This window comes from Streptomyces sp. NPDC043952 (genome assembly GCF_056435325.1).
On sequence record NZ_JBWKES010000018.1, the window covers coordinates 26,346 to 52,573 of the forward strand.

The window sequence follows — 26,228 nt, forward strand, 5'->3', positions numbered from 1 at the left end:
GAGGAGGCGTTTCTCTGGCTGTCGGGACGGTCGGCGCCCGGAATCTGAGGGACGCTTCACAAGCCCTCTCAGGTTCCGGGCGCCGTTGGTTTCAGGTGGTGGTCGCTGTGAGGCGCCACAGGGAGGTCACTTCCGCGCGGCGCGCGGCATGCAGTGGATCGTCGCGGTTGCCGGCGCGGGGGTGGCGTGGCCGGGTGTCGAGGCGGTCCAGCACGGTGAGGCCGGCCTCGGCGAAGAGGGTGGGCAGTTCCGTGCGGGGGCGCAGGCCGAGGTGTTCGGCGAGGTCGGAGATGATCAGCCAGCCCTCGCCGCCCGGCTCCAGGTGCGCCGGGAGTCCTTCGACGAAGCCGCGGAGCATACGGCTGCCGGGGTCGTAGACGGCGTGTTCGAGGGGGGTGCGGGCCCGGCCGGGGAGCCAGGGCGGGTTGCAGACGACGAGAAAGGCCCGGCCGGGCGGGAACAGGTCGGCCTGCCGGAGGTCCACGGTGGCGGACAGGCCGAGGCGGGCGATGTTCTCCCGTGCGCAGGCGAGGGCCCGCGCGTCGCAGTCCGTCGCCACCACCCGCCGGACACCGCGCCGGGCCAGCACGGCGGCGAGAACACCGGTGCCCGTGCCGATGTCGAAGGCCGTGGACCGCGCCGGCAGCGGCGCTTCGGCCACCAGGTCGACGTACTCGCCCCGCACCGGGGAGAACACGCCGTAGTGCGGGGTGATCGACTCGTCGAGCGCCGGGACGTGGACGCCCTTCCTGCGCCACTCCGCGGCCCCCATCACCCCGTGCAGCTCGCGCAGGGGCACGACATAGGGCTCGTCCGAGCCGCCGTACGCGCCCTCGCAAGCCAGTCGTACGTCGGGGGCCCTGCGCAGGGGGAGGACATGCCCGGCCCCGACCGGTACCAGCAGCATGCCGAGGATCCTCGCGCGACGTGACTGAGCCTGTCGGTAGAGGTGGAAGTCCTGCGTCGCGGAGGACCCCGGTCCCGGCCGTTTCCGGTCGGCGCGGCGGGCCATCGCGTCCAGTAACTGGCGCGCGTTGTGGAAGTCGCCCTGCCATAACAGCGCGGTGCCCTCGCACGCCAGGCGGAAGGCGCTGTCCGCCTTCGTGCCGTCATCGGCCACCACGACGCGTCCCGGCGGCGGCGCCCCGCTCACCGACCGCCACCGTGCGCGGCGCTCCTCCCCCGGACTCTCCAGCCAGCGAATGGTCTGTTCTGTACTCATCCTCCTCATCATCCCCGAGTTGGGGGACCGTCCGGCCGTTCACGGCGTTTGTGCGGGGCCGGTCGACGGGCCGGAGGCGTGGAAGGTGAGGTTCGTGAAGGTGTGCCCCTGGATCACCGGGCCGTGCTGTGTGCCGCCGGTGATGCTGTTGTGCACCGCGCCGGGCGGGCCGGCCTGCACGAGAGGGGCGAACTCCTCCACCAGGAGCCGGAGTTCCGCCGCCGCGTCGGGGTTCTGTTCCAGCAGGCGGCGCAGCCGGAGCCGTACCGACGCCGTCAGGTCGGAGGTGAGGTCCTGTTCGTCGGCGGTCCCGGCGGCCGTGGCCAGGGCGGTGCGGGACTCCTCCAGTTCCCCGGCCACCGCGTCGGCCTCGCCGCCGCGCGCGAAGATCCGCACCAGACGCCGCTTCGCCTGCTCCCACGCCTCGGTGGCCATGAGGCCGACCACCGTCGTCGCTCCGGTTCCGACCAGTGTCACCAGTTCCGCTTCCATGGAGCCCCCTCGTACGCGTCCTGTGGCCGGTTCGCCCAGGGTCGTCCACGATATGTCGCGGAGAACCGCGGCTGCCACGGGCGAGCGGCCTCGGAACAGCCGGTCAGGGGTAGTACGTTGACACTTCCGGCAGACGAGAAGGCGGAGGGCATCGGCGTGGACGACGAGCGCGAGGCGGGGGCGGCGGCGACCACGCACAACTCGGTCTCGGGGAATGCGGTGATCACCGGGCCGCTCGTGATGGCGGGCCGGGTGGAGTCACTGGTCATGGCGCCCGCCCCGCCGAGTGTGGCGCCGCGTCAGATTCCCCCGGCCACTTCGGCGTTCGTCAACCGGACGAAGGAGATCGACCGCCTGCGGTCGGTCGCGGACGCCCTGCGGGATTCGCGGGTGCCGGGGATCGTGGTCCTGTCCGGGCTCTCGGGGGTGGGCAAGACGCAGCTGGTGGCGCAGTGGGTGGCACGGGCACTCGAACCGTCGTACCCCGGCGGCCACCTCTACGTCGATCTGGATGAGGGCAGACGGGACGGTGCCGTCGACGTGAGCGGCGTGCTGGCCGGTTTCCTGCGCTCTCTCGGGGTGCACCCGGAGTTCGTCCCGGCGGGCCTGGGCGAGCGCACCGCCCTGTTCCGCAGTGTCACCTCCGAACGCCACACCCTCGTGGTCGTCGACAACGCCCGGCAGGCGGCGGAGGTCCGCCCGCTCGTTCCCGCTTCCGGTCTTCTCGTGGCCATCAGCCGCACCGGTCTGCCCGCGCTGACCATGGACGGCGCGGTGGCCATCGGGGTGGAACCGCTCGACGAACGGGCCGGGGTCGAGCTCGTGCACAGCTGGCGCGTCCCGGACGCGGACGACGCGGCGCGCACCCTGGTCCGACGCTGCAGCGGTCTGCCGCTGGCGCTTCGTGCCGTCGGTGAATGGCTGGCGCAGCGCCCGCAGTTGGGGCTGGCCGATGCGGTACGGGCCCTGGACACCACCGGATTACCGGCTCCACAGGACGGGACGGCATCGGTGACCACGGTCCTGGACATGACCTACGCGGGTCTTTCCGACCCCGCCAGGCAGCTCTACCTGCTTCTCGGCTGTCTGCCGGGTACGTCCGTCACGGCCGCTCTCGCGGCCGCCGCGGGCGTGCCGGCCGTCGAGGACGCGGTCGGTGAACTGCTCACGGGCCATCTGCTGGTCGTCGTCCGCTCCGCTGACAGGCCGCGCCGCTTCCGCCCGCACGAGGTCGTGCGGGCGCACGCCCGGCAGAAGGCGAGCGGCCTTCCCGTGGCGGAGCGCCGCGCCGTGCTGCGGTCCGCGGCCGAGTTCTACGTGGCGGCCGCGGCCCATGCCGACATTCTCGTGCTCGGTGCGGGGCGCTTCCGGCTCCAGGCGCCGCCGGCCCGTTCGCTGGCGGAACTCTCGCCTGGGGAGCGGCTGTTCACCGACAGCGCGGAGGCGCTGGAGTGGCTGGACGCCGAGCGCGGCAACCTGCTGGCCCTGCTGCGGGCCGCGGTGGACGAGCGGTGGGACGAGCCGGTGTGGCAGCTGTGCGAGTCCCTGTGGGCGCTGTACCACAGCCGCAAGCACCATCTGGACTCCATCGAGGCACATACGGCGGGGATCGAGGCGGCCCGGCGCTGCGGGCGGGTGGACGTCGAAGTCCGCATGCGCAACCAACTGGCGCGCGCTCACTACGAGTTGGGGGCGTACGAGGAGGCCGGCCGGGAACTGGACCGCGCGGCGGCGCTGCTCGACCGGGTCGAGGACGCCCGGCTGAGCGGCATGATCCATGAGACGCAGGGGCTCGTCGCCCTGGCCGCCGGACGGCCCGAGGACGCCCATGCCCTGTTCGGCCGGGCGCTGGAGGCCAACGCGTCCCGTGCCGACACGCACGGAGTCGTGGTGCAGTCGTACAACGTGGGCCAGGCGCTCGTCGCCGCCGGGCGCCCGCAGGACGCGCTCGATGTGCTGGACGAGGCCAGGGCGACGGCCGTCGGCAGCGGGGACGTCTCGATGCTGCCCCGCATCGACATCGTCCGGGCCAAGGCCCTGCGGGGGCTGAACCGGCTCGGGCCGGCGGCCGAAGCGGCGATGCGCGCGGCGGAGCAGGCGAGCGAGCGCAAGCAGTACGCCAAGCTGGACCAGGCGCTGGGGGTGCTGTCCCAACTGGCCGCCGACACCAGCGACCTGACGCTCCGCGCCGCCTGTGAGGCGAAGCTGCGTGAACTGCACAGGGGTGTGGGAGTGCCGTCCGAAGACGACTGAGCCGATCGAGGCGACTGAGCCGATCGACGCCACTGAGCCGATCGACGCGACCGAATCCGATCGACGCGACCGAGATGGCCGACCGGCCGGGCCATTCGTAGCGGCCGGGCCGTTCGTACCGGCCGGGGAGATCGACCGCCCTCGCGCACCCGTTCCGACCCCCATCATCTGAGCCCCGGAGGGACCGTTGCCCCTGATGCGTCGCTCGCGCAAGCCACGCGGCCACTCGCGTTGGAACACCTGGCCGCCGCCCAAGGCGGAGGTGCTGGGGGTCGCCCGCACCCTCACCTCGGCGACCCGTGTGCTCGACGTCATGGACCTGCTGCGCGTCGAGGACGGCATCGCCAAGTACTACACGGTCAATCCCGGTTCGGCCTTCGCCGACGGTCTGCACGAGTATCTGGCGTCCGTGGTGGGCCAGAACGTGCTGACCTGGGAGGAGGCCACGCGCCGCTCCTTCCATCTGGCGGTCGCCTGTGCCGTGCATCCGTCGATGCGCCGGCTGGACGCTCCCCTGATGGTGATGCCGCACGGCGCCGGCTACAACCGCCTGGTCAGCGAGTCCACCGGGGACGCCACCTCGCCCGCGGGCCTGTCCCGCAGGGAGCTGGTGCACCGCGGCAAGGTGGTGCCCGCCGCGATCGGCCTGTCGCACCACGACCAGCTCGCCAGGTTGTTCAGGACCTGCCCGGAGGCCGTGCCGCGGGCGGAGGTGATCGGCGACTGGTGCTTTCAGCGGATCAAGGACAGCGAGGGACAGCGCGACTGGTACCGCGCGCGGCTGGGGGTGGCCGACGGGCGCCGTCTGGTGGTGATCCACTCCACCTGGAGCGAGCACTCGCTGCTGGGGCGGCACCCGCGGCTGCCGCTCGACCTCGTCACCGCCCTGCCCGCCGACGAGTTCGCGGTGGCGGCCGTCTTCCACCCCAATGTGTGGGCCAGGCACTCCTGGTCGTCGGTGCTGGAGCGGCTGCGCGGGCCCATGGAGGCGGGGCTGATGGTGATACCCCCGCAGGAGGGGTGGCGGGCGGCGGTCGTGGCCAGCGACTGGGTCATCGGCGATCACGGAAGCACCACCTTCTACTCCGCCGCCGCCGAGCGTGTCACGCTCCTCGCCGCCGACGGGATGGAGGAACTCGACCCCGCCTCGCCCGCCGCCGCGTTCGGGCGGACCGCGCCCAGGCTCGATCCCGAGGGCGATCTGCACGCGCAGCTGCTGAAGGCCGAACGGGAGCACGACCCGGATGCGCTGCGGCCCGTCATCGACAGCCAGCTCGCGGACATCGACAAGTCCGGGGAACTGACCCAGCGCCGGATGTACGAGTTCCTGGCCCACCGCGGTGTACGGCTGCCCCGGCAGCCGCCCGAGCCGCGGCCGGTCCCGGACCCGGAGCCGGAGCGGCACCGCCCGCCCACCGCGTACGAGGCGACCGGGGCCGTGCGGCCCGACGGCTCGGTCGAGGTGCGGCGCTGGCCCCTGGTGGCGGGCGGCCAGGGGCAGGAGCGCGGGTTCTACGCCGTGGCCGCGGAGTCGCCCCACCCGCTGTGGTCGCAGAGCGCGGACGTGGTCGCGCGCACCGTCGCCGTCGCGGAGCCGGCACCGGCCGAGTGGTGCCTGCGCGAGGCGCCGAGGAGGCCCGGCGCCGCGGTGCTGGTCGCGCGGATCGACGAGACGTCCGCCGTCGTATGGCTGCGGGACATCCTGTTCGAGGCCCGCACGGTCCGTTCCTGGGGTGCGCCGCGACCGGAACTCGACCCCTTGCTGCTGGGCGCGGCCGTCAACCTGTGGCTGACGCAGGGCAGGAGCGGCGCGGAACTCGTCAACGGGCTGGTGGTGCGTACCGGCCGGCGCAGCATCCGGGTGGCCTTCACGAAGCCCGTCGCCGGAGAGTCCGGAATCTCCCCGAAGGGCGGTTCGTCCCTAGACTTGGAGGGTGGCCCGGATCAATGACGAGGTCGAGGCGGTGCTCAGGGAGTACGCCGATCTCATCGCGATCACCGGAGGCGACGCGTTCAAGGCGCGCGCCTACGAGAAGGCGGCGCGTGCCGTCGGGGGGTATCCGGCCGATGTCTCGAAGCTGGACGAACAGGGGCTGCGGGAGATCCCGAACGTGGGGCGGTCGATCGCCGAGAAGGTGATCGAGTACCTGCGCACCGGGAAGATGGCGGCCGTCGAGGAGCGGCGGGCCCGGATTCCCGCCGGGGTGCGGGAGTTGATCACCATCCCGACGCTCGGCCCGAAGAAGGCGCTGCGGCTGTACGAGGACCTGCACATCTCCTCGGTGAGCGAGCTTGCCGCGGCGATCGAGGCGGACCGGCTGGCCGATCTCAAGGGGTTCGGGGAGAAGACGCAGGGCAACATCCGGCACGGGATCGATCTGCTGCGGCAGGCGGGGGCGCGGGTGCCGCTGTCGCTCGCGCTGGACACCGCCGAGGAGATCGTGGGCGCGCTGGGCGGGGTGACCGGGTGCCGGCGGTGCGGGTACGCGGGGTCGCTGCGGCGGATGCGGGAGACCGTCGGGGATCTGGACATCCTGGTGGCGGCGGGGAAGTCGGCGCCGTTCATGGCGGCGCTGTGCGAGCTGCCGGGCACGGCCGAGGTGATCGCGCGGGGCACGAAGAAGACGTCGGTGCGCACCGGCAAGGGGCTCCAGGTGGATCTGCGGGTGCTGCCGCCGAAGTCGTGGGGCGCGGGGCTCCAGTACTTCACGGGTTCGAAGGCGCACAACATCCGTACCCGCACGATCGCCGTGCACCGGGGGCTGAAGCTGTCGGAGTACGGCGTGTTCGACACGGAGAGCGGGGAGTCGGTGGCGTCGCGCACCGAGGAGGAGGTGTACGCGCGGCTGGGGCTGCCGTGGATCCCGCCGACGCTGCGGGAGGACCGCGGGGAGATCGAGGCGGCGCTGCGCGGGGAGCTGCCGCGGATGGTGACCGAGCGGGACATCCGCGGTGACCTGCACACCCATACGGATCTCACGGACGGTCTCGCGTCGCTGGACGCCATGGTGGAGGCGGCGGCGGGGCGCGGGTACGCGTACTACGCGGTGACCGATCACGCGCCGGACATGTCCATGCAGCGGATGACGGACGAGAAGGTGCTCGCCCAGCGGGAGCGGCTGCGGGAGCTGGACGGGGCGCACCGCCGGATGCGGCTGCTGCACGGTACGGAGCTGAACATCGGGCCGGACGGCGGGCTTGACTGGCCGGACGCGTTCCTGGCCGGTTTCGATCTGTGCGTGGCCTCGCTGCACTCGCACTTCGACCTGGGGCGCAAGGCGATGACACGGCGGCTGGTGCGGGCGGTGGAGAACCCGTACGTGAACGTCCTCGGGCATCCCACCACCCGGCTGATCGGCCGCCGGCCGGGGGTGGACGCGGACTGGGACGAGGTGTTCGCGGCCTGCGCGCGCACGGGGACCGCGCTGGAGGTCAACGCCCAGCCGGACCGGCTGGACCTCGGGGACGAGGACATCCTGCGGGCGCGGGCGCACGGGGTGCGGTTCGCGGTGAGCACCGACGCGCATTCGGTCCCGCAGCTGGCGCAGCTGCGGTACGGCATCGGCACCGCCCAGCGCGGCTGGCTGACCCCGGACGAGGTGATCAACACCTGGCCGCTGACCCGGCTGCGGCGGTTTCTGCGCAAGGGCGGGCGCTGAGCCTCAGGGAGCGGTGCGTACGGCGAGGGTGCGGAGGACCCTAGACGTGCGTGGGTGCCAGGTGGTCCGTGAACCAGTCGCGGGCCAGGTCGGTCACCCGTTCCAGCGTGCCCGGTTCCTCGAAGAGGTGGGTGGCGCCGGGGACGGTCTCCAGGCGGTTCTCGCAGCGCAGCCGGGCCTGTGCCGCCCGGTTGAGGTCGAGGACCAGCGGGTCGGCGCCGCCGACGATGAGCAGGGTGGGCGCGGTGACCTCGGGCAGCCGGGGTCCGGCGAGGTCGGGGCGGCCGCCGCGGGAGACGACGGCGGCGGGGTGCCCCTCGGCCGCGGCCCACAGGGCGGCTGCCGCGCCGGTACTGGCGCCGAAGTAGCCGACGGCGAGGCCGGAGGTCTCAGGCTCCGCGCGCAGCCAGCGGGTGGCGGCGAGCAGCCGGCCGGCCAGCAGCGGGATGTCGAACACGTTGTCCCGCTCCTGTGCCTCCGCGTCGGTGAGCAGGTCGAACAGCAGGGTGCCGAGCCCGGCACGGTGCAGGCCCTCGGCGACGTGCCGGTTGCGGGGGCTGTGCCGGCTGCTGCCGCTGCCGTGCGCGAAGGCGACGACGCCGGTGGCGCCCTCGGGCACGGTCAGGCTGCCGCCCAGCCGTACGGCACCGGTCGGCACGGTCACCTCCCGTGCGGCGCCGGCGAGTACGGCGGCCTCCGGTGCGGGGTCCGTACGGCGCCGCCGTGCCCGGCGCAGACACGCCGTGACCTCCGCGTCCTCGGTCTGCGCGAAGTCGTCGTAGAACTGCCCGACGGCGGCGAAGTCCCAGGGTGTGTGCAGGCTGACCAGGTCGTCGGCGTCGCCGCCGAGGCGGTGGGCGAAGTCGCGGGGGGCGACGGGGACCGCGAGCACGACGCGGGCGGCGCCGCGGGCGCGGGCCACCTGGCAGGCGGCGCGGGCGGTGGAGCCGGTGGCCACCCCGTCGTCCACGACCACGGCGGTGCGGCCGGCGAGCGGGACGGAGGGGCATGCGCCCCGGTAGCGTTCGGCGCGCTCGGCGAGGACCCGGCGCTCGCGCTCCCCGACCCGCGCGAGTTCCTCGTCGCGCACGCCGGTGCCGCGCAGCACGTCCGCGTTGAGCACCCGTACGCCGTCCTCGCCGATCGCGCCCATCGCCAGTTCGGGCTGGTACGGCACCCCGAGCTTGCGCACGAGGCACACGTCCAGCGGGGCGTCCAGGGCGGCGGCGACCTCGGCGGCCACCGGTACTCCCCCGCGCGGCAGTCCCAGCACCACCACGTCCTGGCCGCGCAGGTGCGCCAGGCGGGCGCCGAGCCTGCGCCCCGCCTCCAGCCGGTCGGGGAACCGCACGACGGGCCTCACTCCCCCGGCAGCCAGAGCGGCGCGGGATTCTCGTCGTCGGCCGCGCCCAGCGCCCGCATGTCGCCGTTGGCGGCGCGCACCAGCAGCCGGCCCATGGCGATCAGGGCGCGTCCGGCGGCGAGTTCGTCGCCGATCTCGGGTATGTCGCGGTCGTCGGGGCTGCGGCGGGCCTCGGCGTGGCTCTCCAGGACGTTGTCCCCGGTGTCCAGGACGATCCGGGCCGTGGTGTCCGGGTCGTGCTCGGACAGGTACAGGTTCAGCCGCCACTCCTTGACGGCCGGCGGGTGGTGGCTGCTCACGGGTCGGGTCATGGTCCGTCCCTCCTCCCTCGCGGCACGGGCCTCGGGCGTGTCGGGCCGGGCGTCCGCCGTGGGCCCGCCCGTCTGCGCTGCGTGGGTCCGCCCGTTCTCCACTGTGCACCCGCCCGGCGGCGGACGCCTCCCCTGCCCCGGACCCGGCACAATGGGGCGCATGACCACGCGCGCCACCTGCCCCTGCGGACTGCCGCAGTCCTACGACGCCTGCTGCGGCCGCTTCCACTCGGGCGCCGCGAGCGCGCCGACCGCCGAGCTGCTGATGCGCTCGCGGTACTGCGCCTTCGTCAAGGGCGACACAGCGTATCTGCTGCGCACCTGGCATCCGCGGACCCGGCCCGAGCGGCTCGACCTCGATCCCCGGATGCGGTGGACCGGCCTGGAGATCCTCGACGGCACCGATGGTTCCGCCTTCCACCCCACCGGGACGGTGACCTTCCGCGCCTCCTACCGGGGCGGCTCCCTGCATGAACGCAGCCGCTTCGAGCGGGTGGCCGGGGCATGGATGTACGTGGACGGGGACTTCCTGGAGTAGGACCCGTGTGTCCCGGCTAGGGCGCCAGGATGTCCAGTTCCTGGAGGGCGCCCGTGGTGATCTGGCGGGTGAGTTCCTCGGCGCGGGCCGCGTCGCGGGCACGTACCGCCTCGGCCACCTGGACATGCAGGGTGACGGCGGCCGGGTCGGGGTCCTCGAACATGACCTCGTGCCGGGTGCGGCCGGTCAGCACCTCGGCCACGACGTCGCCGAGGCGGGCGAACATCTCGTTGCCGGAGGCGGTGAGGATGACCCGGTGGAAGGCGACGTCGTGGAACAGGTACTCGGCGAGCCGGTGGCCGCGGGAGTGGGCGACCATGCCGAGCGCGCACTCGGTGAGTTCGGCGCACTGCTCGGCGGTGGCGTGCCGGGCCGCGAGCGCGGCGGCGGCCGGTTCGATCGCGGAGCGCAGCACGGTGAGCGAGCGCAGCTGGTGGGGGCGGTCGGCGCCGGCCAGCCGCCAGCGGATGACCTGCGGATCGTAGACGTTCCACTCGCACCTGGGGCGGACGGTGACGCCCACCCGGCGGCGGGACTCGACCAGGTGCATGGATTCCAGGACCCGCACCGCCTCGCGCATCACGGAGCGTGACACCTCGAAGTGCTGGGCGAGTTCGTCGGTGCGCAGAATGCTGCCCGGCGGGTACTCGCCCGCCGTGATCGCGGGGCCGAGGGAGTCCAGTACGCGGCCGTGCAGCCCCCGGCCCGGTGTGCTCATGCACTCAGCGTACGGCGTGGGTCACGGAAACAAAAAGTCAGACTTATACGTCACAGACTCTTGAATTCGTCGTACCTAATGGGTTTCAGTGTGGCAACGCCGTCGTGGCGTCGGATGTCGAGGAAGACAGCGAGGCAGTACATGCGAACCCCCCAGGTCGTCGTCGTGATGGGCGTCGCGGGGACGGGCAAGACCACGATCGGTCCCCTGCTCGCCGCGCGGCTGGGCGTCCCGTACGCCGAGGGCGACGACTTCCACCCCAAGGCCAACATCGACAAGATGACGGCCGGTATCCCGCTGGACGACGGTGACCGCGGGCCCTGGCTGGACGCCATCGGCCACTGGGCGCACGGGCGGGCGGGGCTCGGCGGGGTGGTCAGCAGTTCGGCGCTGAAGCGGGCGTACCGCGACCGGCTGCGGGCGGTGGCGCCCGGAGTGGTCTTCGTGCACCTGACGGGCGACCGGAAGCTGATCGAGGACCGGATGGCGCGGCGGCAGGGCCACTTCATGCCGACCGCGCTGCTGGACTCGCAGTTCGCCACGCTGGAGCCTCTCGGGCCGGACGAGGCCGGCGTCGCCGTGGATGTCGGCGGCGAACCCGAGGAGATCGCCGAACGCGCCGTACGGGCGCTGGACCGGCTGTCCACCGCATCCGCGCAGCAGTAGCGTCCCTCCCCAACTCCCCGTAACCGCAAGGAACCCCCGTGACCAGACTCAGCGTCGAGATGCTGGCAGCGGACACTCCTCCGCCGATCTCCACCGCAGGACACGCCCAGTTGGGCATCGCCGTCCTGGTGGGCATCGCGGTGATCGTCCTGCTCATCACCAAGTTCAAGCTGCATGCCTTCCTGGCGCTGACCATCGGGTCGCTGGCGCTCGGCGCGGCTGCCGGAGCGCCCCTGGACAAGGTGCTCACGAGCTTCACCACCGGGCTCGGCGCCACGGTCGCGAGCGTCGGTGTGCTGATCGCGCTGGGTGCCACGCTCGGCAAACTGCTCGCCGACTCCGGGGGCGCGGACCAGATCGTGGACACGATCCTGGCCAGGGCCGGAGGCCGAGCGATGCCGTGGGCGATGGTGCTGATCGCCTCCGTGATCGGGCTGCCGATCTTCTTCGAGGTCGGCATCGTGCTGCTGATCCCGGTGGTGCTGATGGTCGCCAAGCGCGGCAACTACTCCCTGATGCGCATCGGCATCCCGGCGCTCGCCGGTCTGTCCGTGATGCACGGCCTGATCCCGCCGCACCCCGGCCCGCTGGTCGCGATCTCCGCGCTGCACGCCAACCTGGGCGTGACGCTGGCGTTCGGCATCCTGGTGGCCATCCCGACCGTGATCGTCGGCGGTCCGCTGTTCTCGAAGGTCGCGGCCCGCTGGGTGGACGTCCCGGCGCCGGAGCGGATGCTGCCGCAGCGGCCCTCGCAGGAGCTGACGCGCCGGCCGAGCTTCGCCGCGACACTGGTCACCATCCTGCTGCCGGTGGCGCTGATGCTGCTCAAGGCACTGGTGGACATCGTCGTCGACGATCCCGCGAACACCACCCAGCGCGCCTTCGACGTCATCGGCGCCCCGCTGATCGCCCTGCTCGCCGCCGTGATCGTCGGCTTCTTCACGCTGGGCCGGCCCGCCGGGTTCAGCAAGGAGCGGCTCCAGGCCACGGTGGAGAAGGGCCTGATGCCCATCGCGGGCATCCTGCTGATCGTGGGCGCGGGCGGCGGCTTCAAGCAGACGCTGATCGACTGCGGCGTGGGCCAGATGATCCTGGACGTGTCCAGGAGCTGGTCGATCCCGGCGGTGCTGCTGGCCTGGCTGATCGCCGTGGTGATCCGGCTCGCCACCGGCTCGGCGACGGTGGCGACGGTCTCGGCGGCCGGTCTGGTCGCCCCGCTCGCGGCCGACATGTCGACCGCGCACACCGCGCTGCTGGTCCTGGCGATCGGCGCCGGCTCGCTGTTCTTCAGCTTCGTCAACGACGCCGGGTTCTGGCTGGTCAAGGAGTACTTCGGACTCACCGTCGGCCAGACCGTCAAGACGTGGTCGATCATGGAGACGATCCTGTCGGTGGTCGGCGGCGCGCTGGTGCTGCTGCTGTCGCTGGTGGTGTAGCGACGGCGGTACGAGGTTGCAGGCCCGCCCCCTGGAATGCGCTTCCGTGGGGCGGGCCTTCCCGTGGGCCGGGAGCGCTTGGCGTTTCCGTGGGCCGGGAGCGTTTACTCGTGCGGGCGCCACAAAGAGTGCCGGCGTTTCGCCCACTCCTGGCTGACCGTTCCCGTGCGCAGCCCCTTCCGTGCCTCCGGGTCGCCCAGTGCCATGCCGATGTGGCCGGCGAGGACGACGGCGATGGTGAGGGCGAGCCAGTCGTGCACGAAGGTGGCGGAGGTGCGCCAGACCAGCGGGGCGAGGTGGGTGAACCACATCAGCAGGCCGGTGCCGAGCATGACCAGGGTCGCCCCGGCGATCCAGGCGGCGTAGATCTTCTGCCCGGCGTTGAACTTGCCCGCCGGGCGCGCCTCGTGGCGCCGGTCGCGGCTCAGCGCGGCCCACAGCCAGACCTTGTCGTGCGGGCCGAACCGGTTGAGGAAGCGCAGGTCGGCGCGGAAGGCGCGGGAGGCCAGGCCCAGCAGGACGGGGACGGGCAGGGCGAGCCCGGCGCACTCGTGGACGCGGACGACCAGTTCGCGGCGGCCGGCCAGGACGGCGAGCTGGGGGATGTAGAGGACGGCCGCGGTCAGCACGCAGACGCCCATCAGCGCGGCCGTGGCCCGGTGCACCCAGCGTTCGGCGCGGGAGAAGCGGCGGATCCGGGCGGCGGGGCGGGCCGGGGTGTCAGCTCGTAGGCTCATCGGTGCGTCCGTTCGAACGGCCGACCCAGGCGTCGACGTCGTAGCCCAGGTTCTCCCAGTAGCCCGGCTCGACGCGGTCGGTGACGCTGATGCCGGAGAGCCACTTGGCGGACTTGTAGAAGTACATGGGCGCGACGTAGAGGCGGACGGGGCCGCCGTGGTCGTGGCCGATGTCCTTGTTCTGCATGCGCAGGGCGACCAGGACGTCCGGGCGGCGGGCCTGGTCCAGGGTGAGGCTCTCGGAGTACGTGCCGTCGAAGCAGGTGAAGCGGATCGCCCTGGCGGTGGGGTGGACCCCGGCGGCGTCGAGCAGATCGGCGAGGCGTACGCCCTCGAAGGGGGTGCCGGGGACCCGCCAGCCGGTGACGCACTGGACGTCCCTGACCAGCCGGGTCTGCGGCAGGGCGCGCAGGTCGGCGAGGGTGTAGGCGCGCGGGCGGTCGACCAGGCCGCCGACGGTCAGGCGGTAGTCACTGGCGTTCTTGTGCGGGACGGAGGCGGCGACCGAGTAGTAGCGGAAGCCGCCGCCGTTGGGCAGCAGCCCGGTCAGGCCGGTCGGGTCGTCGCCCGCGAGGCTCTCCAGGGCGCGTTGCAGGGTGGGCGCGGCGAGCACGCCGAGGGCGCCCAGGCCGAGGGTGCCGAGGAAGACGCGGCGGCCGACGGGGGTGCCGTCCCGCTCCTCGGGGGGTTCGGGGTTCACCTCCTCATTCGAACACCGGGGACGCGGGGTGACCAGGGAGGCGGGGCGCGGGTCAGGGATTCGTAAGGAATGCCGGGGTGAGGTCCGGAGGGGGCCGCGCGGACGCCGTCAGGAGGGCGGGGCCAGGGCGTGGGCGAGGGCGTGGGCGCGGCCCGTGCGGAAGGCGGTCCAGGGGTCGCGGTGCGGGTAGTACCAGGGGGCTCGGGTGGCGTGGGCGCCGATGCGCCGGAAGAGGACGGCGGCCTCGGCGGGGCGGCCGGCGCAGGAGAGCGCGAACGCGAGGTGGTTGAGGTCGACGTGCCGGCGCGGGTGTTCGTCGTGCTCCCACTCCAGCCACCAGTCGAAGCCGGCCCGCAGGATCCGGTGGGCGCGCGGCCCGGACCAGTGCGCCGAGGCGGCGGGGTCGGCCGGGGTGAGCCCGGTGGCGGCGAGCACCCGGTAGCGCTCGGCGAGGGCGACGACCGGCAGGACGGCCAGCGGGGAGTCGGCGGGGGCCTCGGCGGCGGCCAGCTCGGCGAGGTCGTACACCTCGTGGGACTCGTACCGCCCGCCCGAGGGCCGTTCGGCGAGGCGGGCGACGAGGAGGTGGTGGGCGTGGTGGTGCTCGGGGTGGCGGCGGCGCACCTCGGCGAACACGTCGAAGACCTCGCGTTCGGGCCCGAGGGTGCGGGCGAGGCGGAGCAGGCCGAGCCAGGGGGTGGGATCGGCGGGGGCGAGCGCGGCGGCACGCTCGCATGCCTCGCGGGCCCGTTCGGGGTTCTCCCGGCCGCGCAGGGCGCGCCGGACGCGGGCGAGGGCGAGCAGCGCGGCGGCGTCCGGGGAGCCGGGTTCGGTCTGGAGCCAGTCGAAGGCCCAGGCGGCGGCGTACGGTTCGCGGGCGAGCACGGTCAGCCGGTGGCCCCGGCGGTCCCAGTCCTCGCCGGTGTGCAGCAGCAGGGACCGGGCGGCCTGGCGGCGGCCCTGGACCAACGCGGCGCGGGCGGTGCGCAGTTCGGTGTCGCCGAGGGCGTCGTCGTAACCGCCGGATGGGTCTGGAGTGGTGGCGCCGGGGAGGTCCGGGGCGGTGGCACCGGAGGAGTCTGGAGCGGTAGCGCCGGGGAGAACCGGGGCGGTGGCACCGGAGCAGTCTGGAGCGGTAGCGCCGGGGAAAGCCGGGGCGGTGGCACCGGAAAGGTCCGGGAGGGTGGCGCCGGGGAGAACCGGGGCGGTGGCACCGGAGCAGTCTGGAGCGGTAGCGCCGGGGAGAACCGGGGCGGTGGCACCGGAGGGGCCCGGAGCGGTGGCGCCAGTGGGGTCCGTGCGGGCCCGGCGCACGACGAGCGGGGGCGGGAGTGGTGTCACCGCGGGTCTTCCTGTTTCTCGGGCTGCCATCGGCCGATCACACACAGCAAACCCGCAGGCCACGGTTTGCGTCAAGCGGAACGCTGATGTTAGTGGGTTCAACTACCGTTCCCCGCAGCGGAATTGGGGTATAGGCGCGTTACGTGACCGTCTGGAGCCGCGACCCGGAACCGGCGCGGGGCGCACCGCTGTGGCGTATGCCATGCCGTCGCGCCGGGAGGTGTGGCGTACACCATGGCGCCCCGCGCTCCCGGTGCCGACCATGGCCGGGCAACCGCCCCTTTCCGGGTTCTTCCGGGGCAATGCCGTGCCGGGGGCGCTACAGTCGGCCACTACGCGTCCGTGGTCCGGCCGGATGATCGAGGTACGCAGCGTGTCGGTTCTGGTTCTCCTCCTCGCCGTGAGCGCGGCCTGCTGTCTGGGCCTCGGCTTCGTGCTCCAGCAGAACGCCGCCCAACAGGCGCCGCTGAGCGACTTCCTGTCGTTCCGGCTGCTGCTGGACCTGATGCGGGTGCCACGCTGGCTGGGCGGTCTCGGGCTGATGGTGGCCGGCATGGTGCTGGGCGCGGTGGCCCTCGGCAAGGGTGAGATCTCCCTGGTGGAACCGCTGCTCGCGACCAATCTGCTGTTCGCGCTCGCGCTCTCCCGCCACCACACCAAACAGCCGCTGGGACGCCAGGGTTGGGCGGGGCTGCTGCTGCTCGCGGGCGGGGTGAGCGCGTTCATCACGGCGGGTGAACCGCGGGCCGGCCACGCCATCGCCGATCCGCTGCGGCACTGGTTGATCATCGGCGCGGTGGTGGGCGTGGCCCTGGCGCTGACGACGTACGCCAAACGCTCCCGGCTGAGCTGGTCCGCCGCGCTGCTGGCCCTGGCCGCCGGGCTGCTGTACGGGGTGCAGGACGCGCTGACGCGGGTGAGCGGCACCCTCTTCTCCGCCGGCGGCTTCGCGGAACTGTTCACCAGCTGGCAGCCGTACGGCGTGTTCGCGTGCGGGGTCACCGGCCTTGTGCTGGTGCAGAGCGCGTTCGAGACGGCGCCGCTGCGGATGTCGCTGCCCGCGCTCACCGCGGCCGAGCCGCTCGCCGGGATCCTGTGCGGGGTGGGCTTCCTCGGCGACCGGCTGCGCACCGACACCGGGGCGCTGACCTGGGAGGCGGCCGGGCTCGCGGCCGTGGTCGGGGGCATCGTGCTGCTCGGCATGCACCCGGCCATGCCCTGCGGCACAACGGACTCCGAACCCCCGGCCCACGAACTCCAGCGCCGCTGAGACCTCCGGCGGGTACGGGGGCCTCCGGCGGTACCGGGGGCCCCGGTACCGGGGGGTCCGCCGAGCGGGGGCGTCCACCGTGCCGGGACGTCCACCGTGCCGGGACGTCCACCGTGCCGGGGCGTCTCCTGCACCGGGAGCCTCCGCCGTAGCGGCAACGTCCCCCGCGCCGGGGCGCCCGCCGCACCAGGGGCATCCGCTGATGCCGGGGCATCCGCTGAATGCCGAGCGCATCCGCCACGCCAGGAGCCCCACCGCTCCGGGGGCCTCCGCCGCACCACGAGCCACCCCCCACCGGGGACCTCCGCCGCACCACGAGCCACCCCGCACCGGGGGCCTCCGCCGCCGTGCCAGAGCGTCCCCCGCGCGCTGAATGCCGAGCGCATCCGCCACGCCAGGAGCCCCACCGCTCCGGGGGCCTCCGCCGCACCACGAGCCACCCCCCACCAGGGACCTCCGCCGCACCACGAGCCACCCCGCACCGGGGGCCTCCGCCGCCGTGCCAGAGCGTCCCCCGCGCCAGAGGCGTCCGCCGCACCAGGGGCGTCCTCCCCGCAGGGCGGCGCGCACCCGCGGCACCGCGCGGTTCCTCACGCCCGCCCCCTCCCCAGCCGTCCCCGTGTTTGGATTGGGGCATGAATCCTGCTGACGAGATTCTCGACATCGTCGATGAACACGACCGCGTCGTCGGGCAGTTGCCGCGCGGTGAGGTGTACGAGCGCGGGCTGCGTCACCGCTGTGTCTTCATCCAGGCCAGGGACGCGGCCGGGCGGATCTTCGTGCACCGGCGCACCGCGACCAAGCTGGTGTTCCCCTCGCTGTACGACCCGTTCGTCGGCGGGGTCGTGGGCGCGGGCGAGTCCTACGACGAGGCGGCGCTGCGGGAGGCCGAGGAGGAGCTGGGCGTGTCCGGGCTGCCCCGGCCGACGCACCTGTTCACGTTCCTCTACGACGACGGCGCCGGGAAGTCCTGGTGGTCGGCGGTGTACGAGGTGCGCTGCGAACTGCCCGTGCACCCGCAGCCGGAGGAGGTCCAGTGGCACGCCTTCCTCACCGACGAGGAGGTCGAGGCGCGCCTCGGCGAGTGGGAATGGGTGCCGGACGGCCTGGCGGCGTACCGGAAGCTCGCGGAGTTCCGCGCCGGGAACTGAAGCCCACGCCCGGCCCCGCTCCCCCGTGGCGCCCGTCACGTTTCCCGTCCGGTTCGCCGTGCGCACTGGACGCCATACCGACCGGTCGGCATCATGAGTCGAGTCCCGTACGCGACACGCGACCCGCGACCCCACGACGCACGACCCGTTCGAGGAGTGACCCATGAGCGCCGACCACCCGCCCGGACTCGACCTGGACCGGCTGCGCGCCCTGCTGGAACGCGAGCGCCCCGGACTGGTGCGGGGGCCGCTCTCCGGACGGCTGATCGAGGGCGGCCGGTCGAACCTCACCTACGCGCTGACCGACGGCACCTCGAAGTGGGTCGTCCGCCGCCCGCCGCTCGGCCATGTCCTCGCCACCGCGCACGACATGAAGCGCGAGCACCGGGTGATCAGCGCCCTGCACCCCACCTCCGTGCCGGTCCCCGCGCCGGTGCTGCTGTGCGAGGACGAGGAGGTGCTCGGCGCGCCGTTCTACGTGATGGAGTTCGTGCCGGGCACGCCGTACCGCACCTGCGCGCAGCTCGCCCCGCTCGGTGAGGAGCGGGTGCGCAGCGCGGTGCTGTCCCTGGTGGACACGCTGGTCGAGCTGCACGCGGTGGACCCCGCCGGGGTGGGTCTCGGCGACTTCGGCCGCCCGGAGGGCTATCTGGACCGGCAGCTGCGCCGCTGGGGCAAGCAGCTGGACGCCTCCCGCAGCCGCGAACTGCCCGGCATCGACGAACTGCACGCCGAGCTGGGCCGCCGGCTCCCCGCCTCGCCCGCCGCCACCGTCGTACACGGCGACTACCGGCTGGACAACGTGCTGATCGGGGCCGACGACACGATCACCGCGGTCCTGGACTGGGAGATGTCCACGCTCGGCGACCCGCTGACCGACCTCGGCCTGCTGGTGATGTACAGCCGCACCCTGGACGTGCCGGACTCGCCCGTGTCCACCACCGCCGAGGCGCCGGGGCACCCCGCGCCCGAGGAGCTGATCGAGCGGTACGCGGCGCGCTCCGGGCGGGACGTGTCGGCCGTCTCCTGGTACGAGGCGTTCGCGTTCTTCAAGCTCGCCGTGATCCTGGAGGGCATCCACTACCGCTTCACGCTGGGCCAGACGGTCGGGCGCGGTTTCGACCGGATCGGCGAGTTGGTGCCCGTCTTCATCGACCACGGACTGACCACCCTTCAGGAAGGCTGATCCGCCATGGACTTCGCGTTCGACGCGCGCACCGAGGAGCTGCGGGCCAGGCTGCTCGCCTTCATGGACGAGTACGTCTACCCGGCCGAGCCGGTCGCCGAGGAGCAGCGGGCCGCGCTCGCCTCGCCGTGGGACACCCCGGCGGTGGTGGAGGAGCTGAAGGCCGAGGCCCGCAGGCAGGGGCTGTGGAACCTGTTCCTGCCCGACGCGCAGTACGGCGCGGGCCTGACGAACCTCCAGTACGCGCCGCTCGCCGAGATCACCGGCCGGTCCCCGCACCTGGCGCCCACCGCGACCAACTGCGCGGCGCCCGACACCGGGAACATGGAGGTGCTGGCGCAGTTCGGCGACGAGGCGCAGAAGAAGCAGTGGCTGGAGCCGCTGCTCGCCGGTGAGATCCGGTCCGCGTTCGCGATGACCGAGCCGGAGGTGGCCTCCTCGGACGCCACCAACATCACCACGCTCATCGAGCGGGACGGCGACGAATACGTCATCACCGGCCGCAAGTGGTACATCTCCGGGGCGATGAACCCGGACTGCAGGATCTTCATCGTGATGGGCAAGACGGACCCGGAGGGCGCGGACATCCGCCGCCAGCAGTCCATGGTCCTGGTCCCGCGCGACACGCCCGGCGTGACCGTCAAGCGGGCCATGCAGGTGTTCGGTTACGAGGATCACTCGCACGGCGGCCACGCCGAGGTGGTCTTCGACCGGGTGCGGGTGCCGGTCGCCCATCTGATCGGCGAGGAGGGCGGCGGCTTCGCCATCGCGCAGGCCCGGCTCGGTCCCGGCCGGATCCACCACTGCATGCGGCTGATCGGCATGGCCGAGCGGGCGATCGAGCTGATGTGCCGGCGCGCGGTCTCCCGTACGGCCTTCGGAAAGCCGCTGGCCCAGCAGGGCGTGGTGCAGAACTGGATCGCCGACGCGCGGGTGACGGTCGAGCAGCTGCGGCTGCTGGTGCTGAAGACGGCCTGGCTGATGGACACCGTCGGCAACCGGGGCGCGCACACCGAGATCCAGGCCATCAAGATCGCCACGCCGCGCGCGGTGGTCGGCATCCTGGACCGGGCGATCCAGCTGCACGGCGCGGGCGGGGTGAGCCAGGACTTCCCGCTGGCCGAGCTCTACGCCGCCGCCCGCACCCTGATGCTGGCCGACGGCCCGGACGAGGTGCACCAGCGGTCGCTGGCCCGGCACGAGCTGAAGAAATACCTGTAGTACCGCTAGGCGGACACGGTAAGGGGCGGCCCTCGGCGGGGCCGCCCTTGCCCGTCGGCCGGGGACGCGGCGCGCGCCGCTCAGGGGCGCAGCGCGCGCAGCAACAGGTCCGCGAGGTGGTCGGCCACCTGCTGGGGGCTCAGCGGGCCGTCCGGGCGGTACCAGGTGGACAGGTGGTGGACGGAGCCGAAGTGGTAGTCCACGACCAGGTCGGCCGGGGTCGCGGTGGAGAAGACGCCGGACTTCTGCCCCTCCTCGATGAGCGCGCGGAACCGTTCGTGGTAGCGGCGCCGTTCGGCCCGTACCTGCTTGTGCTTCTCCGGGCTGAGCTGGTGCATGGAGCGGAAGAAGATCGCGGCGTCGTCCAGGTTCTCGATGGTCGACACCACCACGTCCGCCGCCGCTCCCCGCAGCCGGGTCTCCACGGGCGCGTCCATGTCGGCGAAGTGGTCGAGCCGCTCCTGCTGGACGCGGAGCATGCGCGCGTACACCTCGTGCAGCAGATCGTCCTTGGAGCCGAAGTAGTGGTACAGCGCCCCCTTGGTGACGCCGGCCGCCTCCACGATCTCCTGGACGGAGGTCCGGTCGTAGCCCTGCTCGGCGAAGAGCCGGGTGGCGGCGGCCAGCAGCCGCTGCGGAACAGGTGCTCCGTCGCCGTCCGTCGTCCTGGGCACTGCCGCCACCTGCCTCTCCGTGTTGTCGCCAGTTGTGACGATGTAGCTAGTTCCGACGTTCGCCGTCGCCTCGGGAGCGCAGCTCCCGACGGAGGATCTTCCCACTCGAGGTCTTGGGCAGCTCGGGCAGGATCTCCACCTGGCGCGGATATTTGTAGGCGGCCAGTCTCTCCTTGCAGTACACCGCGAGTTCATCCGGGTCCGCCCCGGCGCCCGGACGCAGGCTGATGTACGCCTTGACAGTCTCCCCGCGATAGCCGTCCGGGACGCCGACGACGGCCGCCTCGCGCACCGCCGGATGGGTGTACAGGACGTCCTCGACCTCGCGCGGCCACACCTTGAACCCGGACGCGTTGATCATGTCCTTCTTGCGGTCCACGACGTAGAGCCAGCCCCGCGGGTCCATGAACCCGATGTCGCCGGTGTGCAGTTCGCCGCCGGGGAAGGTCTCGGCGGTGGCGTCCGGGCGGCGCCAGTAGCCGGGGATCACCTGCGGGCCGCGCACCACGATCTCGCCCTGCTCGCCGAACGGCACGTCCGCGCCGTGCTCGTCCACGATCCGCACGACCGTGTCCGGCCCCGGCAGCCCGACCGCGAGCGTCCCGGAGACCGGGTCGACCGGCGCCTCCAGATTGGAGGGCACGGAGGCGCAGGGGGCGGTGCACTCGGTGAGCCCGTACCCGTTGCGGATGTACACCCCGAACCGCTCCCGGAACCCCTCCACCAGCGCGGGCGGCAGCGGGGCGCCGCCGGAGGAGAGGTGCACGAAGGAGGAGAAGTGCCCGGGTCCGGCTCCGGGGTGGGCGGCGAGTGCCATGAAGGCGGTGGCGGGGCCGACCGTGAACACCGGGCGGTGCTCCGCGAACGCCTCCAGGACGACGCCCGGCTCGAACCGGTAGGCGAGCACCAGGGTGCCGGCGCTGTTCAGGCAGGCGGCGAACTGGCAGACCATGCCGGTGATGTGGAACAGCGGCGCGAGCCCGAAGTAGACCGGCCCCTCGGGCAGCGGGAGCCCGGTGCGCTGCCGTTCCGCGGTGTACATGATGTTGCCGTGGGTGTTGGTGGCGCCCTTGGGGGTGCCGCTGGTCCCGGAGGTGTAGCTGATCAGCGCGATGTCGCCGGGCCCCGCCGCCCGCCCCTCGGGCGCCCGCCCGCCCTGCCGGGCCACGGCGACCAGGTCCTCCGCGTCGGGGGCTTGCGGGAGCCGCTCGAAGGCCAGCACCCGCGCGTCGTCGCGCGTCTGGAAGTCCCGCTCGCACGCGGTGAGCACGATCCGCACCGGCGAACCGGCCGCCGTCTCGCGCAGGTACGACTCCCACGCCCGGTCGGAGCAGATCAGCGCGGTCACCTCGGCGTCCCGCAGCACATGGCCGACCTCGGCCGACTTGTACATCGGGTTGACCGGCACCACGATCGCGCCCGCCTTCCAGGCGCCGAGCACGGCCAGCACGAAGTGCGGGGAGTTCTGGAGGAGTACGGCCACCCGGTCGCCGCGCTCCAGTCCGCGCGCGGCGAGGTGGGCGGCGATGGAGTCGCTGAGCTCGTCCACCTCGCGGTAGCTCAGCCGGGCGTCGAAGTAGGCGAGGAAGGTGCGCTCGGGCGCCTCGGAGACGGCGGCGCGCAGGGCGTGCACCAGCGAGTCGGCGGGGTCGATGGGGGCCCGCTGGGCGTCGTCGAGCAGGGCGAGCCAGGGCCTGGACGCGTAGCCGGAGTCGCTCACGAGACCTCCTCCACCTTCCGCTGGATGTGGTTCATGCCGGCCAGCCAGCGCTCGGGGTCCGCCGCGCGCGCCCGGTAGCGGGCGCCGGTCTCGGGGTGCGGCAGGATCAGGAAGCGGTCCTCCTCGATGCCCTTGAACAGCGCGTCGGCCACGTCCTCCGGCTCGATCGCGGTCGGTACCAGCACCACCTCGCCCGCGGTGCCGGTGGCCGCGAGCATGTCGGTGCGCACGCCCTCCGGGCAGATCGCGTGCACCTTGAGACCCTGGTGGCGGTACGTCAGGGACAGCCATTCGGCGAACGCGTAGGCGCCGTGCTTGGTGACGCTGTAGGAGGGGGCGCCGACCATGGTGAGCAGTCCGGCGGCGGAGACGGTGGCGACGAACCGGCCGCCGCCCCGCTCCAGCCAGTGCGGCAGCAGGGCGTGGGCCGCGCGGACGTGCGCCATCACATTGACGTCCCAGGCCAGCGCCCAGGACCGCTCGTCCAGCGGCCCGCCGATGTCCCCGTCCGAGAAGCCGACTCCGGCGTTCGCGCAGTACACGTCGATGGTCCCGCCGAGCGCGTCCCGTGCGTCCTGGACGATCGCGGAGGCGTCGCCGGGCACGGCGGTCCCGCCGATCTCCGCGGCCACCGCCTCGGCCTTCGGCCCGTCCAGGTCGTTCACCACGACCCGCGCCCCGGCCCCGGCGAACCTGCGGGCCAGCGCGGCCCCGATCCCCCCACCGGCCCCGGTGACGACGACTCCCGCACCCTGCATGGCTTCCACCATCGGCTCCTCCGACACGACGCGACTCGGCACAGCGACGCCAGACTAACCGGTCGGTATGTGTGAAGGAAGGGTCATCGCACCAACCTCTAGAGGCCCGCACCTTCCGGACCAACGGAGGTCCCATGCCCCTGTCCCGAAGAAACCTCCTGGCCACGGCCACCCTGGCCGCCGTACCTGCCGCCTCCCCCGATCCGGACCCGCTCTCCGCACCGGCCGCCTCGCCCCACCACCGCGAGCCCTTCCACACCGGCTTCGAACGACTCGCGGCCGACGGCTACCGGCTCCTCCACGGCCGGCGCGTCGGCATCGTCACCAACCCCACCGGCATCACCCGCGACGCCCGGCACATCGTGGACGTCATGCACGAGGACGGCCGCGTCGAGCTGACGGCGGTCTTCGGCCCGGAGCACGGCTTCCGCGGCACCGCGCAGGCCGGCGGCTCCGAGGGCCGCTACGACGATCCGGAGACGGGCCTGCCGGTCTACGACACGTACCTCAAGAGCGGCCGGCCACTGGCCGACATCTTCACCGCGTCCGGCGTCGACACGGTCGTCTTCGACATCCAGGACGTCGGCGCGCGCTTCTACACGTACATCTGGACGCTGTACGACTGCATGGAGGCCGCCCGGCTCGCCGGCAAGCGCTTCGTGGTGCTCGACCGCCCGAACCCGGTCACCGGACGGGAGGCCCGAGGGCCGGTGCTGCACAAGGAGTTCGCCACGTTCGTCGGGCGGCAGCCGATCGCGCAGGCGCACGGGATGACCGTCGCGGAACTGGCCCGGCTGTTCGACAAGGAGTTCCTCGGCGCGCCGGTGCCCCTGGAGACCGTCCTGATGACGGGCTGGCGGCGCACCGACTTCTACGACGCCTCGGGCCTGCCCTGGGTGCCGCCGAGCCCCAACATGCCGACCCCGGACACGGCGCTGGTGTACTCCGGCACCTGCATGTTCGAGGGCACGAACCTCTCCGAGGGCCGCGGCACCACCCGCCCGTTCGAACTCCTCGGCGCCGAGGGCATCGACGGCCGCTGGGCGGCGGCCGCGAACGGGCTGGGGCTGCCGGGCGTGCGGTTCCGGGAGGCGTACTTCGCGCCCACGTTCTCCAAGTTCGAGGGCACGACGGTGGGCGGGGTGCAGGTCCATGTGACGGACCGGGCGGCCTTCGACCCCGTGCGCACCGGGATCGCCCTGCTGGTGACCGCGCGCAAGGTCTGGGACGGCTTCGCCTGGCGGCCGGACGACTGGATCGACAAGCTGACCGGTTCGGACCGGGTGCGCACGATGATCGACGCGGGCGCGGACACCGACGAGGTGGTGGGCGCCTGGCAGCAGGAACTGGCCGCGTTCCGGCGGATCCGGAAGGAATACCTGCTGTACACGTGACGCGCGGGGACCGGTTTCAACTCCGCTGTGTCGCGGGACAATTACAGTAGGTAACGCGTCGTTCTCCGCGGGGCGAGGGAGCCTGACATGGCGGATTCCGGGATGAGCGTGTCTCCCTACTGGGAGCTGACCTTCGACACGAGCGGGGACGTCGACCCGCCCGAACGCGACCGCCTGCTGGCGCAGGTCACCGAGCACGGCGTGCGCGACCTGGTCGTCTTCGCGCACGGCTGGAACGACGACCGCTCGGCCGCGACCCGCCTGTACCGCCGCTTCTTCGCCCCCTTCCCGTCGCTCGCCCCCAAGGCGCGCCTCGGGTACGCCGGGGTGATCTGGCCGTCGATGCGGTTCAGCGACGAGCCCATCCCCGACTTCCCGAAGTCGGTGGTGGCCACGGAGGCGGAGGCGGCGCCGGGACCGGCGCTGGACAAGGACACCCGGCGCGCGCTGCTCGGGGTCTTCCCGGACCGGGCGAGCACCGTCGGCCAGCTCGCCCGGCTGCTCGACCAGCACCCGGAGGGCCAGGCGGGGCTGACGGAGTTCGGGCGGCTGGTGCGGCTGCTGCTGGACGGGGCGGGTCCGGCGGCGGCGGACACCGACGAGGACGGCGAGCCGACCGTGTTCACCGAGGAACCCGCCACCGCCTGCGCCGAGTTCGCCGACGCGCTGGCCGCGGTCGCGGCGCCGGGCGGCAGCGAGGGGTTCAGCCTGCCGAACCCCTGGGAGGGCGCGAAGGAGCTGCTGCGGCAGGCGGCGTACTACCGGATGAAGGGGCGGGCCGGGACCGTCGGCGAGCATGGACTCGGGCCGCTGCTGGGCCAGCTGGCGGCCAGGGCGCCGGGGGTGCGGGTGCATCTGGTGGGGCACAGCTTCGGCGCGCGCCTGGTGTCGTTCGCGCTGCGGGGGCTGCCCGGCGCGGCGCGTCCGGTGAAGTCCGTGACGCTGCTCGAAGGGGCCTTCTCGCACCACGCGTTCGCCGAGCGGCTGCCCGACGACCCGCACAAGTCGGGCGCGTTGAAGGATCAGCAGCGGCGGATCGACGGCCCGCTGGTGTGCTGCTACTCCCACTTCGACGCGGCACTCGGCACGTTCTACCCGCTGGCCTCCCGGCTCTCCGGGGACGACCGGTCCTGCCTGGGCACCGAGATCGCGGCCGTGCTCGGTCCCCGGTGGGGCGCGCTCGGCCATGACGGGGTGCAGGCGGTGCCGGGCACCGTACAGCTGGATCTGGCCGGAGCCCTGGCGGGCCGGCTGCCCGCGTCCGGGTGCGCGAACGTGGACGCGGCGGCGGTGGTCCGCCGGGGCGGCCCGCCGGCCGGGGCGCACGGCGACATCCTGCACCCCGAACTGGCGCGGGTGGTGCTGGCGGCGGGCCGGATCGGCTGACCCGCCGCCAGTCACCGCTCGCCCGGCGCGGA

Annotated in this window: 22 protein-coding genes and 1 pseudogene; 12 read left to right on the top strand and 11 right to left on the bottom strand. The window is 73.2% G+C overall.

Going from position 1 to position 26,228, the window contains the following annotated elements:
• Positions 1-91: 91 nt before the first annotated feature.
• Together AC069R_RS21115 and AC069R_RS21120 are read right to left on the bottom strand one after the other, a co-directional pair.
• Positions 92-1,222: a methyltransferase gene (locus AC069R_RS21115; RefSeq protein WP_478768354.1), complete on the bottom strand. Its 1,131-nt coding sequence runs from the start codon at positions 1,220-1,222 to the stop codon at positions 92-94.
• 39 nt (positions 1,223-1,261) lie between these two features.
• Complete coding sequence (locus AC069R_RS21120) at positions 1,262-1,714, bottom strand: hypothetical protein (protein WP_478768355.1); 453 nt, start codon at positions 1,712-1,714, stop codon at positions 1,262-1,264.
• 117 nt (positions 1,715-1,831) lie between these two features.
• Here AC069R_RS21120 and AC069R_RS21125 point away from each other — a divergent pair, with 117 nt between their 5' ends.
• The 3 genes from AC069R_RS21125 to polX all read left to right on the top strand — a co-directional run bounded on the left by AC069R_RS21125 (position 1,832) and on the right by polX (position 7,626).
• Complete coding sequence (locus AC069R_RS21125; RefSeq protein ID WP_478768356.1) at positions 1,832-3,967, top strand: hypothetical protein; 2,136 nt, start codon at positions 1,832-1,834, stop codon at positions 3,965-3,967.
• 196 nt (positions 3,968-4,163) lie between these two features.
• Positions 4,164-5,918, top strand: coding sequence for a hypothetical protein (locus AC069R_RS21130; RefSeq protein WP_478768357.1), 1,755 nt, complete (start codon positions 4,164-4,166; stop codon positions 5,916-5,918).
• Positions 5,902-7,626 (top strand): DNA polymerase/3'-5' exonuclease PolX, encoded by a 1,725-nt coding sequence (gene polX, locus AC069R_RS21135; protein ID WP_478768358.1) that lies wholly within the window; start codon positions 5,902-5,904, stop codon positions 7,624-7,626. Before AC069R_RS21130 ends, polX begins: the two co-directional genes overlap by 17 nt.
• 40 nt (positions 7,627-7,666) lie before the next feature.
• On the opposite strand, the gene AC069R_RS21140 is transcribed toward polX, so the two are convergent.
• Both AC069R_RS21140 and AC069R_RS21145 read right to left on the bottom strand, forming a co-directional pair.
• Positions 7,667-8,977: a phosphoribosyltransferase family protein gene (locus AC069R_RS21140; RefSeq protein ID WP_478768359.1), complete on the bottom strand. Its 1,311-nt coding sequence runs from the start codon at positions 8,975-8,977 to the stop codon at positions 7,667-7,669.
• An 8-nt stretch (positions 8,978-8,985) separates the two neighbouring features.
• On the bottom strand, positions 8,986-9,300 hold the full coding sequence (locus AC069R_RS21145; protein ID WP_478768360.1) for a dsRBD fold-containing protein: 315 nt from the start codon (positions 9,298-9,300) through the stop codon (positions 8,986-8,988).
• Positions 9,301-9,460: 160 nt separating this feature from the next.
• Between AC069R_RS21145 and AC069R_RS21150 the strand changes: the two genes are divergently transcribed.
• A complete protein-coding gene (locus AC069R_RS21150; RefSeq protein WP_478768361.1) occupies positions 9,461-9,838 on the top strand; it encodes a YchJ family protein in 378 nt (125 codons plus the stop codon).
• A 16-nt stretch (positions 9,839-9,854) separates the two neighbouring features.
• Here AC069R_RS21150 and AC069R_RS21155 read toward each other — a convergent pair whose 3' ends face one another.
• Complete coding sequence (locus tag AC069R_RS21155; protein ID WP_478768362.1) at positions 9,855-10,556, bottom strand: FadR/GntR family transcriptional regulator; 702 nt, start codon at positions 10,554-10,556, stop codon at positions 9,855-9,857.
• Between the two features lie 141 nt (positions 10,557-10,697).
• Here AC069R_RS21155 and AC069R_RS21160 point away from each other — a divergent pair, with 141 nt between their 5' ends.
• Complete coding sequence (locus tag AC069R_RS21160) at positions 10,698-11,222, top strand: gluconokinase (protein WP_397986744.1); 525 nt, start codon at positions 10,698-10,700, stop codon at positions 11,220-11,222.
• A 38-nt stretch (positions 11,223-11,260) separates the two neighbouring features.
• Entirely contained in the window at positions 11,261-12,658 is a 1,398-nt protein-coding gene (locus AC069R_RS21165; RefSeq protein WP_478768363.1) for a GntT/GntP/DsdX family permease, read from the top strand.
• A 104-nt stretch (positions 12,659-12,762) separates the two neighbouring features.
• Here AC069R_RS21165 and AC069R_RS21170 read toward each other — a convergent pair whose 3' ends face one another.
• The 3 genes and pseudogenes from AC069R_RS21170 to AC069R_RS21180 form a co-directional block, all read right to left on the bottom strand.
• A complete protein-coding gene (locus tag AC069R_RS21170; RefSeq protein ID WP_478768364.1) occupies positions 12,763-13,395 on the bottom strand; it encodes a cytochrome b/b6 domain-containing protein in 633 nt (210 codons plus the stop codon).
• Positions 13,379-14,095 (bottom strand): molybdopterin-dependent oxidoreductase, encoded by a 717-nt coding sequence (locus AC069R_RS21175; RefSeq protein WP_478768365.1) that lies wholly within the window; start codon positions 14,093-14,095, stop codon positions 13,379-13,381. Before AC069R_RS21175 ends, AC069R_RS21170 begins: the two co-directional genes overlap by 17 nt.
• 108 nt (positions 14,096-14,203) lie before the next feature.
• Positions 14,204-15,112 (bottom strand): annotated as a pseudogene (locus AC069R_RS21180) (hypothetical protein); the annotation flags it as partial.
• Between the two features lie 697 nt (positions 15,113-15,809).
• Here AC069R_RS21180 and AC069R_RS21185 point away from each other — a divergent pair.
• From AC069R_RS21185 to AC069R_RS21200, 4 genes are all read left to right on the top strand, one after another.
• Positions 15,810-16,706 (top strand): DMT family transporter, encoded by an 897-nt coding sequence (locus AC069R_RS21185; RefSeq protein WP_478768366.1) that lies wholly within the window; start codon positions 15,810-15,812, stop codon positions 16,704-16,706.
• 635 nt (positions 16,707-17,341) lie between these two features.
• Positions 17,342-17,857 (top strand): NUDIX hydrolase, encoded by a 516-nt coding sequence (locus tag AC069R_RS21190; RefSeq protein ID WP_478768367.1) that lies wholly within the window; start codon positions 17,342-17,344, stop codon positions 17,855-17,857.
• Between the two features lie 163 nt (positions 17,858-18,020).
• Positions 18,021-19,043 (top strand): phosphotransferase family protein, encoded by a 1,023-nt coding sequence (locus AC069R_RS21195; protein WP_478768368.1) that lies wholly within the window; start codon positions 18,021-18,023, stop codon positions 19,041-19,043.
• A 6-nt stretch (positions 19,044-19,049) separates the two neighbouring features.
• Entirely contained in the window at positions 19,050-20,264 is a 1,215-nt protein-coding gene (locus AC069R_RS21200; RefSeq protein WP_478768369.1) for an acyl-CoA dehydrogenase family protein, read from the top strand.
• 80 nt (positions 20,265-20,344) lie between these two features.
• Here AC069R_RS21200 and AC069R_RS21205 read toward each other — a convergent pair whose 3' ends face one another.
• Genes AC069R_RS21205 through AC069R_RS21215 form a run of 3 tightly spaced genes read right to left on the bottom strand, consistent with a single transcriptional unit; the run spans position 20,345 to position 23,428 of the window.
• The gene (locus tag AC069R_RS21205; RefSeq protein ID WP_397986735.1) at positions 20,345-20,938 is read right to left on the bottom strand and encodes a TetR/AcrR family transcriptional regulator; all 594 of its coding nucleotides are present in this window, start codon (positions 20,936-20,938) and stop codon (positions 20,345-20,347) included.
• Between the two features lie 46 nt (positions 20,939-20,984).
• On the bottom strand, positions 20,985-22,658 hold the full coding sequence (locus AC069R_RS21210) for a class I adenylate-forming enzyme family protein (RefSeq protein WP_478768370.1): 1,674 nt from the start codon (positions 22,656-22,658) through the stop codon (positions 20,985-20,987).
• Positions 22,655-23,428 carry an SDR family oxidoreductase gene (locus AC069R_RS21215; RefSeq protein ID WP_478768371.1) on the bottom strand — a complete coding sequence of 258 codons (774 nt, stop codon included), beginning with the start codon at positions 23,426-23,428 and terminating at the stop codon, positions 22,655-22,657. Before AC069R_RS21215 ends, AC069R_RS21210 begins: the two co-directional genes overlap by 4 nt.
• A 122-nt stretch (positions 23,429-23,550) precedes the next feature.
• On the opposite strand from AC069R_RS21215, the gene AC069R_RS21220 reads away from it, so the two are divergent.
• Both AC069R_RS21220 and AC069R_RS21225 read left to right on the top strand, forming a co-directional pair.
• The gene (locus AC069R_RS21220) at positions 23,551-24,810 is read left to right on the top strand and encodes an exo-beta-N-acetylmuramidase NamZ family protein (RefSeq protein ID WP_478768372.1); all 1,260 of its coding nucleotides are present in this window, start codon (positions 23,551-23,553) and stop codon (positions 24,808-24,810) included.
• 87 nt (positions 24,811-24,897) lie between these two features.
• Entirely contained in the window at positions 24,898-26,196 is a 1,299-nt protein-coding gene (locus AC069R_RS21225) for a serine-threonine protein kinase (RefSeq protein ID WP_478768373.1), read from the top strand.
• Positions 26,197-26,228: the final 32 nt, after the last annotated feature.